The sequence below is a fragment of the Paenibacillus sp. FSL L8-0333 genome (genome assembly GCF_037965665.1).
Taxonomy (GTDB): Bacteria; Bacillota; Bacilli; order Paenibacillales; family Paenibacillaceae; genus Paenibacillus_AQ; species Paenibacillus_AQ odorifer.
This window is the reverse complement of the sequence record NZ_CP150186.1, coordinates 824245-838652: the sequence shown is the minus strand read 5'-3', so window position 1 is coordinate 838652 and position 14408 is coordinate 824245. Positions and strand designations below refer to the sequence as shown.

Here is a 14408-nt window from a genome sequence, read left to right as displayed (position 1 = left end):
ATTTGTTCACTGCCACCCACCTTGTGCGCCACCGCCATCTGTACCTGGGTTGCCGTTTCTCCTTGTCCCACCATTCATGCCGGGAGATCCGCCCCCATCTTTCCCCCGCCCGCCGGTGAAGCCCTGTCCCCCGTTCGCTCTTGACCCGGAGTCAGTACTCGTTATCTTCTGTGCAGTAATAGCATCGCAGGAGACGAGCACCATGGAACAACTTAGCACTGCTATGAGCAAAGCGAAATATCGCTTGATCCGCATCTTTGAATCCCCTCTTTCCGAGCGAACATAGTTAACGTGGAAAATATCTTTTTAACATATAATCGTATACGTCCTTAAAACCCATGTAGGATAATACGATCAGCAGCGGATACACCGGGTAAATATACCGGGACTTGATCTCCCATAAAAGATAGAATCCGATAAAGCCCAGCACCACAAGAATCAAAGAGGTCTCTTCAAATCTTTTGGCTCTTATTCCACCAATTAAGCGAACGAGTATAAATACATACATCAGAAAATTCAGGACATACAGCAGCCACAACATTCCGCTTCTATAATTGGAGTCTGCCTTAAACAAATCCGTAGCAGCATTAGTGTAGCTATAACGGTCCATGACAAAGCCCATTCTTCCCCCGTTACTGGATGATCCGTCGTTTCCGAGCCCATATCGTTCCATCTGGTAGGTTCCTTCCGTCCAGGTCCAAACGATTTTTTTATAATACATCTTCACTAAGTCACTTAGGCCCGCCTCGGAGAGTTTATTACGGATTTCTTCTTTAAATAACTCCGTACTTTCTGCCTTATTATAATTTGCATCCTGCTGATAGATTGCGTAGCTCTCCCGGTTGTCCCAGAACCCAAACGTCTCCAGATTGATCCCCATATTCAGCCACATGTAGACAGGTGCGGAATTTTCGTTCATCGGTTCATCTGCAACATTCGTCGACTGCAGCACAGCATTTTGCGTCCAGCCGGGAACATTAAACAATATGGCCGTGATAAACAAAGCGCTAAAAACCTTTTTCACCCCGATAGAACGTATGTTAAATAAAAGACCCGCCACCACGGTAATCAGAAAAATAACACCGATACTGCGGAAATAGTTGCCTATTGCCAGTAAGAGAGCTGCGAAGAGAATATCCTTAATGGACCTTCTTTTGATAAATCTTATGGCAAAATATAAAGCACTTGTCAGAAAAGCGGTAGCGATCACATCGTTATAGATAAAATTACTCATAAACAATGAAGGGATATAGGTTGCGGCAAACACGAGGATGCCATAATCCTTATCCTTGGACTTATAATTGAGCTCTTTATACAGCATATAAATCATTAACGAGGTTAAGAGTGTAAACAGAATATTAAATATTTTGATTACCAGATAATTATCCGGAAAGATCAACAACAACGTCTTTAAATATAAAACGATCGAAAAATTAAACGGAAACATATGCAGATAGCCGTTCGTGTCAAACGACGAATAATCATTCCTGTACAGCATGTCGAGTGCCAATGAAAGCACTGTCTGCGAATCATCCGTCGGCAAGCGTGGAAACAGAAAGATAATCACCATCTGGATTGCAAAAGAAAATAGCAGTGTGGCTGGAATGACTATTTTCCAACTGTACTTATTAAGCTTCAGGCACATTTTATACAAAATAACGCTTAATGCCAGCACCCCTGCGATCACTAGAATAAAAAGACCCAGCTGTTGCCTCTCCAAAATTGGCGTGTCCCCATATACGAAATAATTATATTTCGCCCTAATAAAAAAGGAGGATGCGATAAAAAGACCGATAAAGAATGCAAGTATGAGATACAATGTTTTTTGAATTCCTCTTATCATGGAAAACCTCCTTTGCGCAATCGAAAGCCCTTTACAATCCGCTGCCCCGATTCATAAAAAGCATTATAAACACCCAAACTGAAATTCCAATGAAAATCGGATGTTTGGGAATTCGCAAGGAAGAGATTTAGAAAGAGGGGTACGTCCTACAATTGGGAATCAAAAAATCGCAAATGTGATACGGAAGTTTCAAAATGGAGAAAGTTGCGGAGACAAAGAGAGAAAATGGAAAACTACTCCAATCCTAGGGAGTATTATGACAAGAGTCTTAATTCTCTTTCAAACGATTATGCTATACTGGTGGAGCAAATAGAATAGGCTTAAAGGGTCGGTCGGCTACCTCTCACCGAAGGGAGGGATGCCTTGTGACAGTGTTTGAAGCAATGATGCTTATGCTAACCTTTCGTTCGCTTATCGTAGCGCTGCTGTCCAATAAACGCAAATAGACCGCCCACTCACAAAGGCATGCGGTCTATCTGTCGTGTCCTATTTGCTGAAGCCTACCGCCCTTAAAAGCGGCTATTGCCTTGGGAGTCGTGTTACAGCACGGCTCTCTTTGCATTTTACGTCTTTTCTGCCTTTAATATACCACAAATAATTTAATAACGTAATAATGTACGGTGTTACATTACATTTCCAATCTCCCAGAAAATCCATCCATCCTTGCGTACATCAGAAGAATTTACTATCCATCTTTTTTAGAAACCGATTATCAGCGATTAAACTTTTCACTCTCTTCGTTGTATTAGGCCCTTTCGGTGTGCTACCTCTTCTATTCAGCAAAATCCACCGCAGACATGCCCAAGCTTCAAAGATTTCTAGTTCTTCCTGATCTATATCATTTTCCAATAGATAAGCAGATCGGAACACATCAGCATAACGCTCGGAGATATATATTTTCAGCAGAATAAGTGACCAGGCAAAATCATATCTAGAGTCTCCCAACTGGCCGTTCGTCCAATCAATTATGGTATATCGCTCTTTATCCTCCACTATATTTCCGATATGAAAATCCCCATGAATGATACAGTCTTGCTTCATTGGAGTTTGCTCAATAAGAATAGTCAACACATTATAAATATCAGATTGTTCTCTGGCTTCAGGGAAAAAGTAGCCGATGAAATCGTATTTTGGCAGTTGAATATTTCCAATCTCTTCAACGCGAATTTTATGTATTTTTGCTAATATGTTTGCGAGTTCCTTCATTTTCCGAGTATTCATTTTATGAATAGGGGTTCCGTCAAAACTTGTTAACAACACCTTATGTCCCTCCGGATTGATTCCCCAGCCCACTGGTTTAGAGACGGCTACTCCTCGTTCGGATAGAACATCCAATAAACGATATTGAAACTGGACATCCGGTCTGGATTCCTTATTCCATGTTTTCAGTACATAGCTCTCTTGATCAGAATTAATCCTTATGACCTCAGCTTCAAATCCTTGATCCATTGTATGCGCAGTTAAGCTATCTTCCTGATTTAATAAGTCGTTTATGATTTCGTTGTGCTCTAGCCAATTTATGAGAGATATAGGAGTTTTCAAAAATGGTTCTTCCTTTCGGAGTCAGCTACAACAGATTTACGCAACCCAAAACTACAAATAACATAAAATAGATTGTTCAATCCAGTACATAAATACAGTATCCGGGCTTTCCTTTTCAAACTTTTTCATTTTTAAATACATATCCATTCCATCAGAAACATCATGCCATAAATCCGTAAATGCAAAATCATATTTTTCCTTAGACATATGTTGTTCTGCATATTCGAAAGCATCTGCTTGGATAAGCCTGATCTTGTGAGCATTACTGAATTGTGGCAGTACATATTTATTAAATAGATCAATGACATCTTGATTTTTTTCAACAACCGTTATGCTTTCAACATTATCTTTTTCAGAAACCATATAAGCATAATAGCCAAGCCCAAGTCCAAACGTAAGAACATTCCCACACGCTTTATCTACAGCTTCTTTCATTGTTTCTATTTCATTTGGCGTGATCGTCATCCAGATTCTATCATTCTCCAATACGGCCGGGAACATGAATTCAGTTTGAAAAAAGCCAACCTGAGGAATTTGTCTTCCCTCTTCTGTCCGGATGATATCATTGCAAACAAAACCTTCAAAAGGTTTATATTTTTCATATTTTAATTCACTATTATTAATCTTTATAGTTGGTATCTTGATATTTTTATAATATGGATTGTCATAATATTCATTTGCATCAAGCTTATGAAGCATATTGCTAAAATATTGGTTGAACAATTCCTTATCATCAACATTATCAACCGTATCCATCCCAAAAGCAGCAGCCAGCATTAAACCAAAAGCGTATTCATAAGATACACCACAGTTTACGATTTCTTCAATTTCTTCTTTGTTAATAAAGTCGGGGGTATTATTCAAATAGCGGCTTAGTAAAGCAAACACTTTATAGTTATCTTCTTTTACTTTTTCTTTTATTACATTATTAAATTCCATATTCTCACCTATTAATTAGAATTTGTTTCTATGTCTCATGTTAGTCTTTCCGGATTGACTAGTAGGCAATACTCTCATTTTACCATTTAAAAATCCAGAAGAACAAAAACTGCTTTACTAATCCGTGACAGTTACCACTTCTACAGTGAGAAAATCTTACGTCAAAACCTTCTAATTGCAAGGTCTATGCTCCATTTTTCGCCTAATCTGCTCAATATTTCGTTACCCTATGTTAGAATAGACGACTTGTATAATTTGTGAAAACTTTCACTAATAGCCATGATTGATGGTATACTTAATAAGAAGATGAACTAAAGAGAATAACGATGGAAACTGTGGACGTAACCGTAGAAGATTTGAAGTTAGGAGAATAACAGCGACGCGCGCGCTTCTCCACTTCCAACTCCCTCTGATACTTCCCTTCTTTTTTGTCGGGTTCTTTTGGTACATCTTAATAGAGAAATATAAAAGTGGAGGGTTAACAATGAAAAAGAAAGCAGCTGGTGCTCTGAGTCTCGTCCTCTCTGTCATGCTCGTTACCGCAGGTTGCGGTAATGGAAACGACAAGGTGAACGAGAGCAAGAGTAATAACAACGAGAAAAAAGAAGTTGAAGCCGTCTCCGGGGCATCTGAAGCAAGCTACACACCATTCGATCAATTAAAAGATAAATATGATATCATCATTGTCGGTGCGGGTGGTGCGGGAATGTCCGCGGCGCTTGAGGCCAAAGAGAAAGGCATGAACCCTGTTATATTGGAAAAAATGCCGGTTGCCGGCGGGAACACAACCAAATCCTCTTCGGGAATGAACGCTTCTGAAACGAAATTCCAAAAAGAACAAAACATTGAAGACAGCAATGATTTATTTTATGAAGAGTCATTAAAAGGTGGCCATGACACTAACGACAAAGAAATGCTTCGTTTCTTCGTTGATAATTCCGCGAGTGCGATCGATTGGCTGGATTCCATCGGAATCCGCTTGAATAATATCACTATTACAGGCGGCATGAACGAAAAACGTACACACCGTCCTGAAGATGGCTCTGCTGTGGGTCAATACCTTGTCAAAGGTTTAGTGAAAAACGTACAAGAGAAAGAAATCCCACTTTTCGTGAATGCTGATGTCAAAGAAATCACTGAAAAAGATGGCAAAGTAAATGGCGTCAAAGTCCTCTTTAACCAAACAGAGGAAAAAACAATTACGGCAGATGCTGTCGTTGTAACCACTGGCGGGTTCGGTGCCAATATGGATTTGATCTCCGAAGTAAGACCTGACTTGGAAGGCTACGTTACTACTAACCAAATCGGCAGTACCGGAGACGGCATCAAGATGATTGAGAAACTCGGCGGCACAACCGTCGATATGGATCAAATCCAAGTTCACCCGACTGTGCAGCAAGAAAAATCCTACCTCATCGGCGAAGCTGTTCGTGGGGAAGGCGCTATCCTTGTTTCCAGTGAAGGCACACGGTTCACCAACGAATTGGATACCCGTGATAAAGTAACAGCTTCCATCAATACACTGCCTGAAAAAGCAGCTACGCTGGTCTTTGATTCCGGTGTTAAATCCCGTGTGAAGGCTATTGAACAATATGACAAAATGGGTTTCGTGATTCAGGCGGATTCCATCGAAGCTTTGGCCAAAGAAATCGGTGTTCCAGAGGATAAGCTGGCAACAACGCTTGATACTTGGAACAGCGCCGTTAAGAATAAAAAGGATGCCGAATTTGGCAGAACTACAGGAATGGACAATGACCTGTCCACTGGTCCTTTCTACGCTATTAAAATTGCTCCTGGGATTCACTACACCATGGGTGGCGTGAAGATCAATACGAACACAGAAGTTCTGAATAAAGATGGTGAAGCTATTCCTGGTCTGTTTGCGGCAGGTGAAGTTACAGGCGGCTTACACGGACAAAACCGGATTGGCGGCAACTCTGTTGCAGAAATCATTATTTTCGGCCGTCAAGCTGGGATCAAATCTGCTGAATTCATAAAAGCAAAATAAGTAGATAATAGATACTATAGGCTTCACAGCAAAAAGCTCAAGCATCGGCAAGTTAGCCGCTGGCTTGAGCTTTTTTAATGTAATTAATCGCCAATAGTTCGGATAATAGTATCAAACGGATCTAATTCCAACGTTTGTTGTCCATATTCCGTATCAATCGTAGTTTTTTGAAGCTGGTCGCTATTGTTAATCACCACGAGTATTTTGCTTTCTGGATAATACGCACACTCTGTATATAAATTATCCGTAATATACTTTGTGTCCTTTAACTCATTCCCGGCATAACGAATCACATTTAACAGCAATCTTGTATTTTCAAAGCTTAAGGTGAAAGAAGGCAGGTAGATCCCCTTTCCTTTACCAAAGGCATGGGCAGACAATGTTATCATCCCACTCTTTTCACACAATACCGCTGCCGAGCCATCCGTAAGATAAATGTTATTTTTAGGTGTTATGCTGGCTCCTTCAGGCACTAAATCTTGCTCATCTCTAGCCTCAAATGTCCATCTTCCATGAGCTACCTTGGAGCCTGTATCCTCATCCAGACCAAGCACATGGGCCATTCTGAAAAAGCTGTCATAACCTTCAAGCGCCGAAGGCTGATTGACACCTATAAAAGTACCGCCCTCATAAACCCACGCGGTCAGTAAGTCCACGCACTTATGATCACTCCAGTATTCCCCGCCACTCCATGCTGAACCTGCCGAGCCGGCATTAATCACTACATCACAATCTTGTAATACTCCCTGACGGATATCTTCAAAATCAATGAACTGGACTTCAATCGGCAATCCGGACAAAGCCTCATTGATATGAATCAGATCATGCATATACGTTTCATGGAAATGCCCGGACAAGGTCCACGATCTCAATTTGCCCCAAGCGTGCAAAATGGCTACCTTCATCTTAATCTGATACGGTTTGCCTTTATGATGCAGCTCTTTAATTTCTCTGAATTCACCCGCGATCTTTTCGATATAATCACAAAAATCCGGATAAGGCTCTACAAGATGCAAATATCCGCCCAGTCCAATCCGATCTATAGGCTCTCTGAGCAAGGCGCGCCGGATATTAATCCAATACTTTTTGGCATCGAGCGTAGGGTTACCTCCCTCCATAAACGTAGGGAGCCCTCCCAATCCAACCGGAAATAAATAGGGATGCAGCCGAATCTCATGGGTATCTACTTTTACACCAGAACAAAGCCTTGCCTCATACCCTGAGAACACACATTTAATCATCCCGTCAAAACCAAACTCCTCAAAACGGTCATTGTAAGGCTCCATGCCAACCCAACTGTCATCATAGAAGACATACGCCAGCTTATCGTGCTTATGCACAATATCAATTAATTGCTTACCAAATTCGATGACAAAATCATTGATAAATGCCATATAGTCCAGCTTCCGCTGCTGCGCCGGGATATGACTGACCCGATATTTCCCACCATTCACAAAATCCTCGGCCGTAAGCGAATACCCATATTTTTTGGCAAACAGATCAAGCGCTCTTGAGCTTACCGTAAAATCATATGAACCCCAGTCCGAGAACAAATGGCGATTGCGCTCATCACTGCCCCAGATCCAGGCGAAATTATAAAAGAGGGAGGTAAATCGAACCACTGTTGTTTCCTTGTGCTTATGACACCAATCTTCTATCCAATGGAGTAAATATTTTTGCGTTTCTACATAGATGGGATCAATCTGCATCAGATGCTCTTTTTCCCAGTGATTCGTGGTGTGATTGTACATGGAGATCTCTTCCCAAATCCGATAGACCATGAAGCTGACTGTGTATTTATGCCAAGGTGCAATTCCAGTAATGACTACATTTCCCGATTCCCGCTCATAATTCCACTGTTCTCTTGGAACCTCTTCGCCCGTCGTTCGGTCAAAAACCTGCCAGTACTTAAACGCCTCTTTGGAATCATTCACTCGGAATTGTTCAGCAAAAAAATCCTCCATCAGATAGATGGATAAATAATCTTGTACCGCTACCTTAGGATTTGTTATTAAAAAGCTCTGCTGCAGCTTGTCTGAATTCTGGGACGCCCATTCGTTATGATCTCTGATGATGCAGATTGTAGAATAAATGCCGTATCCTGCGTTGATAATCTCATCGGACAACTGTGTGCCGTCACTGTCACGAATGACATCGGCACCCCAACGTTCAGCTAATTCCAGGGTCAATGCCTCATAACCGGATTCTCCCGGCAGTGTAAAGGCCCCCGTTGTTTTTTTGGACAACTTGGATCCCTCCTATTTAAGCATATCGGATAGAAAAGCTAATGCTAAGCCTTGACCCCAGCCTTGAATCCAGTCTTTTGGAATATTGCGGTATCCTTCCCGATCCTTCATAACCGCTGTTCCGCCAGAGACACCCAGTACCCGTCCATCTTCACTGATATTGTTCAAAATACCTTTCAGGGCCTTTTGCACATATTTGGTATGCAGCGGATTGCCGTTATTGATCATAGCAGCCGCAATGCCGCAAGACGCGGATACTTCTTCATAAGACTCCTCGTCATCTAGTACAGTCCGCCACAGGCCGTTCTCCGTTTGCACCAGCTTGAGTGCGGCCAGCTGATCGCGCAGCGAACACTCCACGTCCATACACTGCGGATACAGATACCATTCTTTCAAAAGCTTTTTAACTTGCGACATAGTGTATGCGCCCCAAGCATTCGCTCTGCCCCAGAATAGTCCAGACATGTGATCCTGCTTCACATTATTGTATCCGTGGTACCAAAACCCGCTGCTAGGATCTTGCAGGTATTTGATATGCCAATAATATTGATTCAAGGCATCTTGGATCATTTCCTGATCCTTTAATTTGCTTCCTACACGGAGCAGGAAAAATGCCGCCATAAACAAGGTATCCGCCCATGCCTGTTCTGGAAAATCATTAGAAATAGAGACGGTATGCTGCAACACATGATCTCCGAATCTAAGCGCATTGTTCTGCAGATAATCCACCTTGCTCATCACAATATCCCAATACTTCTGGTTACCTGTTTCTTCATACAAGGTGATCAGCATATGGCCCATGGCACAGGTGTTAACTGTCCAATCCGGCAGACCCAGCTCGATATATTCATCTGCCCACTGGACAAGCATATCCAAATACTCTTTATTTCCTGTAGTTTCATAAGCTCTGGTTACCCCATAATAAGCCACACCACATGGCCAGTCCCATGTTAAATCCATCGCCATTGTTTTTCTGACCACTTTATCGATGACCCTTAAAATCTCTTCTCTGTCATAATTTAATTGAAGCATCTTGTTTCTCCTCTCTTTCGCACACGCCCCCAAAGGCGCATGAGAGCTGTCCGTTCATATTGTAAACGCTTTACTAACTCTATTGTAAGTAGTAAAATGGTCTGATTCTAAGCATATTCATAACTAAACTGTGCAATTTCAACTATTAACTAGTAGTTCTTATATTTCGGGATTGGCCGTGACTACAGAGAATGTTTGGACTTCCGGCCGCTGTTGTCTGCAGATTTCTTGATTTTATACCGCTCTTCGCGGTGGAAATCTGCTGACAAAGGCGGACGCTAACGCTCCTACAGTTCCAAACTTCTCCTCCGCCACTTTTTTCCCAAATTGTATAATATCAAGTTCTCTTTATATAGTTGAATTTGATATAACGTTAACCTATAATCTACTCAACCTACGTAATAAGAATGGGAGTATTGAGAATATGCCCAGAAAAAAGAAGCCCGTCATTGAATACCGCCACTACAGCTTACCGATAAACTTTCCTATCTTACTGTTAAGCGGTGAACGTTGGAAGATTTCTGATATTAAAAGTGAACATCTACATTTCCATAATCATTTGGAGATTGGCATTTGCCATTCGGATAGCGGCATCATGGAGATCAAAGGAGAATCTGTGCCTTTTAAAGCCGGAGATGTGACCTTCATCCCTAGGTATCTCCCTCATACAACTTATAGTTCGCCGAATGAAGCCAGTCTGTGGTCTTATATCTTTTTTTCGCCTGAGGATCTTTTTCAGCAATCCTTCAAGAGCGCTTACAGCAACTTTGAGCCGAATCTGTGGGCAATAAAGGGAATGAACTGTATTTTAAACAAAGAGGAACATCCCAAGGTTTATACCCTTGCGACATCGGTCGTAGAGGAATTGAAGCAAAAAAATCCTTACTATCAAGAAAGTGCCTACGGCTTATTATTATCGCTTTATATAGAGCTTCTTAGAATTCATTCCCGGAATGAACCCTTGGTTAATCAAGAAACAGAGCATAGCCTGAAGGGCGATTTTGTCATCTCACCCGTTCTGGAATACATCACTAAAAACTACATGATGCCGATTACCATCGATTTTTTAGCTGATCTGTGCCACCTAAGTACCACTCATTTTCGCAGAAAATTCCATGAGATTATGGGGTCCGCACCTCTCGACTTCCTTAACAGTACCCGTATTGAAGAGGCCTGCAAGCAGTTAAAAAGTACGGACGATTCCATTCTCTCCATCTCTGAGCAAGTCGGTTTTCAGTCCATATCCAGCTTCAACCGATGTTTCTCCAAGCTTATGGGTGAGTCACCTAAACAATGGCGTAAAGGCGCACAATCCGAAGCACAATCCGCTAAAGCGTCTATTTTGGAGTTTACGGGGTGGGTTTGATCCATTTATCCATTGGTCTATTCTAGATCATCTTTCTCCCGATCGTTTTATATAACATGGTTCTTATCTTCTTTAACTGCGCAAAGTTTTCTTCAAATGAAATGCTGTGGGTCAGTGCCAGCCCTTTTGAGAAATCTTTTTTATATAGAAAAATTGATTCCAAATACAAACCTATGACATGAATCTGGTTCCAAGTAGGATAACTTGAATTATGATAGAAGACAGTCAGCGTTTCTAATGCATAAAAATTATGACACCATCTCGCTTCCTCCATTATGTACTTCATTGCCGGTCCGTTATTGTTAATCATTATGTCCCGGAATTCATCTATATGATTAGGCTGAACATCGACATATTCAATTGCATAAAATGGCTTTACATGCCGTTTTCTCGCGCCTTCCCCTGGTGTAGGGTACGTACTGTTTGGTGTAGTTACAAGTAACTCCATACGGATTGTTTCGAGCACGAAAGGTATATTCACATTTTTCAAGTTAGGTAAAATGATTTCGGCATCTTCTTTTTCCTTGATCTGCATTAGGATAAGATAATCCCATATAATGAATTCTCCATGTTTTTCGGCTGTTTTGTTATGACTGTAAACTGAAATATCCTCCACAGCATTATTTTGAGTCATGGATCCTAGAACGTCTGTGAGTTGGCTCTTTATTTCTTTTTTCATATGCTTTTTATACTTCTTATCGACTCCGATACTCCAAGCAATATAATAAGTATCATTTTGTGGTGTCAGTTTTAGATTCTCTACGCTTATTTTCTTATCCATTTCTGTTTCCCTTTCTGTACATGTCCCCAGCCATCGATGTATAATTCGTCTAAGATTTCTAATAGCTCAGGAGGGGTTTGAAGCAAGGCTGCTTATGATTAATCGTAACGCTGCTTCCCAATAAACGCAAATAAGCCACCCCCTATGAACTGCCCCATCAGGCACAACAAAAAGGCATGCGTCCGGTACACTACCGAATTCATACCTAACAAGTCGCCTAATAAAATAAGCTGTTATGTGATAAGGCTAGCCTTTACTTGACCTCACAAAATCTATTTAACAAGGGAATGATTTCTTCCTTGCTCATAGGGGCGTCGTGCCCCGGGATATACGTAGTAAATGAAAGAGTCGATAAAAACTCAATATATTTTTTCATTTTTATCGGATCAATTTTACCTTCTCCATGATAATAATCCCCGCTATGTGCATCACCTGCGAATAAAACTCCCGCTTCTTTTATATATACAACACAAGAATCCGCTTCATGTGGCCCTCCTACCTTTATAATCTGGCAAGTGGTGCCCCCTAAATCCAGCGTTAAAGCATCCTCGAAAATAATATTTCCTGTGCTAACCTTAATCTTATCAAACGTATCATATTCTTTTTTCATACAGTTATAGGCGAATGCTATTTCTTCTTTGGTCTCTAAACGTTTTACCACAGCTTCTTCATCCCATTCCCATGCTTTCAGGCGCTTTAGTGCCTCATTCGTTGCTGAAGAGACTATAGTTTCCCCGTCAAAAGCATGCATACCAAAGGTATGATCCCAATGCCAGTGCGTGATCAAAGCATATTTGGGACGTGGCAGATTGTTATCATCCAAACACTTTATAAAGGCATCTAAATGCGATTTTGAATTGCCACAATCAATCATAATTGAAAAGCTGTCACCTACAACATATCCCAAAACAGGTCTGTCTGTTTCTCGGACACTTTCCAAATAATAAATAGAGTCATTTATTTTTTTGAGTTCCATCCTATTTTCTCTCCTTTATGGATACAGGTAAAGATACGCTCTATGGGGGAGATGATTACCTATTTATAATGGATGAAGCAGGTGCCATTGAGCAAGGGAGATTTTAGTTATATTCACAATGTACTACGACGTAGTTCATAAAAATATTGCACAATCGGATGCTTTAACTGGATCTTCTCGCTCATGTTTAAAATCCGCTTTTTCCCAACCCGTCTGTCCACTAAAGCCAGAATATTCAATAAGATATCATCGCTCTCTATGCTTTCCTCTATAGAAGTAGATAAAAACTTATTAGCTACAACGATAAAATTCGATTTACTTAATGAGGTCTGTGCTGACAAAAGCTCCTTTGCAACTTCTGATATCTTTCTGCTTCTTGCAATGACTATTAGACGATCCTCCGGGATGTTCCCTTTACTATCTTTTCTAACCGCTTCAATGTCTTCAGGGTGGACAGGAATTTGGAGTTCCGAATCATTCTTAATCTCCTGCTCCGTCTGATACCATCTGATTGAGTTAGTTCTATCATTCATATTGAGTACGTTCTTTTTATCTACCGAAATATAACAGCTCCCTGATTTATCAGGTAAATAACGGTAACTGCTTGCACGATATTCAACCTTGCCGGATAACGCAGGACAGAGAAAACTCTCCAGTTGTTGCTTTAATTTGCTCCAGGACATGTATCCTCCAACAAGACGATCTCTTCTCCTCGTCTTTGTCTTATTTTTATATTTTCTTTTCCCCAAGAACACATAACATCCACGATCTTATTGGCTGTAACGCCATATTCCGTGAGGCTGTATTCAACTTTTGGCGGCATCTGCTGGTACACGAATCTTTTGACAAGCCCATCCCTCTCAAGTTCACGAAGCTGCTGGATCAGAACCTTTTGTGAGATGCCCTGAATATTACGCTGTAATTCAAATGATCAAATTAAGCTTACTCAAAACTTCATTGTTGCATATATTTTTTTCTGAGTCCAGTACACACCTCAAAGTAACCATCTTACTTTATTGTGTGTATTTTCTTTTTTTACAACCTGCAAGATAATAATAATATTCATAAATAATATAGGCCTGAGAATGGAGATTCATCATGAAAACACTAGTGATTTTGGCGCATCCGGGCCTTGAGAATTCGAGGGTCAACCAGCGCTGGAAAGAAGAACTGCTATTATATCCCAACGATATTACCCTTCATGAGATTTATAAGGAGTACCCTGACTGGAATATTAATGTTCCTAGAGAGCAAAATCTAATGGAAGCATATGACCATGTGATCTTTCAATTCCCGTTGTATTGGTACAGTTATCCGCCGCTATTAAAAAAATGGTTTGACGATGTGTTGGCTTACGGATGGGCTTATGGATCAAACGGTGACAAGCTTAACGGGAAAAAGCTAGGGCTGGCCCTATCTATCGGTGATAAAAAGGAAAATTATCAGCCAGAGGGCTCTGTTTCTTTTACCGTAGACGAAGTGATCGCACCCTTTAAAGCCAGTGCCAAACATGTAGGCGCAGAAGCCCTACCGTACTTTGCTGTTTTTGGAGCTTCATTCCAAGCCAGCGATGAAGAAATTAATACTAGCGCAAAAGAATATATCGAATATATCTTTAATCACCGTATTTGACACAAAACAAATTGGGCTATCCTTAGTCTTGTTCAAAGACTTT

General features: G+C 41.0%; 12 protein-coding genes and 1 pseudogene. 3 read left to right on the top strand and 10 right to left on the bottom strand.

The genetic code is table 11. The annotated features are described in order from the left end of the window. Positions 1-6: 6 nt before the first annotated feature. The 4 genes from NYE72_RS03670 to NYE72_RS03655 all read right to left on the bottom strand — a co-directional run bounded on the left by NYE72_RS03670 (position 7) and on the right by NYE72_RS03655 (position 4324). Positions 7-255: a hypothetical protein gene (locus tag NYE72_RS03670; protein WP_076272137.1), complete on the bottom strand. Its 249-nt coding sequence runs from the start codon at positions 253-255 to the stop codon at positions 7-9. A 31-nt stretch (positions 256-286) separates the two neighbouring features. Then, positions 287-1843 (bottom strand): glycosyltransferase family 39 protein, encoded by a 1557-nt coding sequence (locus tag NYE72_RS03665; RefSeq protein WP_339211332.1) that lies wholly within the window; start codon positions 1841-1843, stop codon positions 287-289. Between the two features lie 672 nt (positions 1844-2515). Beyond that, positions 2516-3385 carry an aminoglycoside phosphotransferase family protein gene (locus NYE72_RS03660; RefSeq protein ID WP_339211330.1) on the bottom strand — a complete coding sequence of 290 codons (870 nt, stop codon included), beginning with the start codon at positions 3383-3385 and terminating at the stop codon, positions 2516-2518. Between the two features lie 51 nt (positions 3386-3436). Beyond that, positions 3437-4324 (bottom strand): hypothetical protein, encoded by an 888-nt coding sequence (locus NYE72_RS03655; RefSeq protein ID WP_256719286.1) that lies wholly within the window; start codon positions 4322-4324, stop codon positions 3437-3439. 484 nt (positions 4325-4808) lie between these two features. On the opposite strand from NYE72_RS03655, the gene NYE72_RS03650 reads away from it, so the two are divergent. Next, positions 4809-6332: a flavocytochrome c gene (locus NYE72_RS03650; RefSeq protein WP_036684833.1), complete on the top strand. Its 1524-nt coding sequence runs from the start codon at positions 4809-4811 to the stop codon at positions 6330-6332. Between the two features lie 83 nt (positions 6333-6415). On the opposite strand, the gene gnpA is transcribed toward NYE72_RS03650, so the two are convergent. Then, on the bottom strand, positions 6416-8578 hold the full coding sequence (gene gnpA, locus NYE72_RS03645; RefSeq protein WP_076146233.1) for a 1,3-beta-galactosyl-N-acetylhexosamine phosphorylase: 2163 nt from the start codon (positions 8576-8578) through the stop codon (positions 6416-6418). Positions 8579-8590: 12 nt separating this feature from the next. Then, complete coding sequence (locus NYE72_RS03640) at positions 8591-9610, bottom strand: glycoside hydrolase family 88 protein (RefSeq protein WP_076146231.1); 1020 nt, start codon at positions 9608-9610, stop codon at positions 8591-8593. 424 nt (positions 9611-10034) lie between these two features. Here NYE72_RS03640 and NYE72_RS03635 point away from each other — a divergent pair, with 424 nt between their 5' ends. Further along, positions 10035-10976 carry an AraC family transcriptional regulator gene (locus NYE72_RS03635; protein ID WP_076146228.1) on the top strand — a complete coding sequence of 314 codons (942 nt, stop codon included), beginning with the start codon at positions 10035-10037 and terminating at the stop codon, positions 10974-10976. Between the two features lie 22 nt (positions 10977-10998). Here NYE72_RS03635 and NYE72_RS03630 read toward each other — a convergent pair whose 3' ends face one another. The 4 genes and pseudogenes from NYE72_RS03630 to NYE72_RS03615 all read right to left on the bottom strand — a co-directional run. After that, complete coding sequence (locus tag NYE72_RS03630) at positions 10999-11757, bottom strand: hypothetical protein (protein WP_111502560.1); 759 nt, start codon at positions 11755-11757, stop codon at positions 10999-11001. A gap of 253 nt (positions 11758-12010) precedes the next feature. After that, positions 12011-12733, bottom strand: a complete 723-nt coding sequence (locus NYE72_RS03625) for an MBL fold metallo-hydrolase (RefSeq protein ID WP_339211327.1) — start codon at positions 12731-12733, stop codon at positions 12011-12013. Between the two features lie 113 nt (positions 12734-12846). Continuing rightward, the gene (locus NYE72_RS03620; protein ID WP_076098716.1) at positions 12847-13416 is read right to left on the bottom strand and encodes a hypothetical protein; all 570 of its coding nucleotides are present in this window, start codon (positions 13414-13416) and stop codon (positions 12847-12849) included. Next, positions 13398-13646, bottom strand: a pseudogene (locus tag NYE72_RS03615) (winged helix-turn-helix transcriptional regulator); the annotation flags it as partial. The pseudogene NYE72_RS03615 and the gene NYE72_RS03620, both read right to left, overlap by 19 nt. Before the next feature lie 185 nt (positions 13647-13831). Here NYE72_RS03615 and NYE72_RS03610 point away from each other — a divergent pair. After that, the gene (locus NYE72_RS03610) at positions 13832-14365 is read left to right on the top strand and encodes an NAD(P)H-dependent oxidoreductase (protein WP_076098717.1); all 534 of its coding nucleotides are present in this window, start codon (positions 13832-13834) and stop codon (positions 14363-14365) included. The last annotated feature ends 43 nt before the right edge of the window (positions 14366-14408 follow it).

What these genes read in the sequence shown, in the direction of transcription:
- NYE72_RS03670 (WP_076272137.1), bottom strand. Translation starts at nt 255, where the DNA reads ATGCGGATCAAGCGATATTTCGCTTTGCTCATAGCAGTGCTAAGTTGT.
- NYE72_RS03665 (WP_339211332.1), bottom strand. Translation starts at nt 1,843, where the DNA reads ATGATAAGAGGAATTCAAAAAACATTGTATCTCATACTTGCATTCTTT.
- NYE72_RS03655 (WP_256719286.1), bottom strand. Translation starts at nt 4,324, where the DNA reads ATGGAATTTAATAATGTAATAAAAGAAAAAGTAAAAGAAGATAACTAT.
- NYE72_RS03650 (WP_036684833.1), top strand. Translation starts at nt 4,809, where the DNA reads ATGAAAAAGAAAGCAGCTGGTGCTCTGAGTCTCGTCCTCTCTGTCATG.
- NYE72_RS03640 (WP_076146231.1), bottom strand. Translation starts at nt 9,610, where the DNA reads ATGCTTCAATTAAATTATGACAGAGAAGAGATTTTAAGGGTCATCGAT.
- NYE72_RS03635 (WP_076146228.1), top strand. Translation starts at nt 10,035, where the DNA reads ATGCCCAGAAAAAAGAAGCCCGTCATTGAATACCGCCACTACAGCTTA.
- NYE72_RS03630 (WP_111502560.1), bottom strand. Translation starts at nt 11,757, where the DNA reads ATGGATAAGAAAATAAGCGTAGAGAATCTAAAACTGACACCACAAAAT.
- NYE72_RS03625 (WP_339211327.1), bottom strand. Translation starts at nt 12,733, where the DNA reads ATGGAACTCAAAAAAATAAATGACTCTATTTATTATTTGGAAAGTGTC.
- NYE72_RS03620 (WP_076098716.1), bottom strand. Translation starts at nt 13,416, where the DNA reads ATGTCCTGGAGCAAATTAAAGCAACAACTGGAGAGTTTTCTCTGTCCT.
- NYE72_RS03610 (WP_076098717.1), top strand. Translation starts at nt 13,832, where the DNA reads ATGAAAACACTAGTGATTTTGGCGCATCCGGGCCTTGAGAATTCGAGG.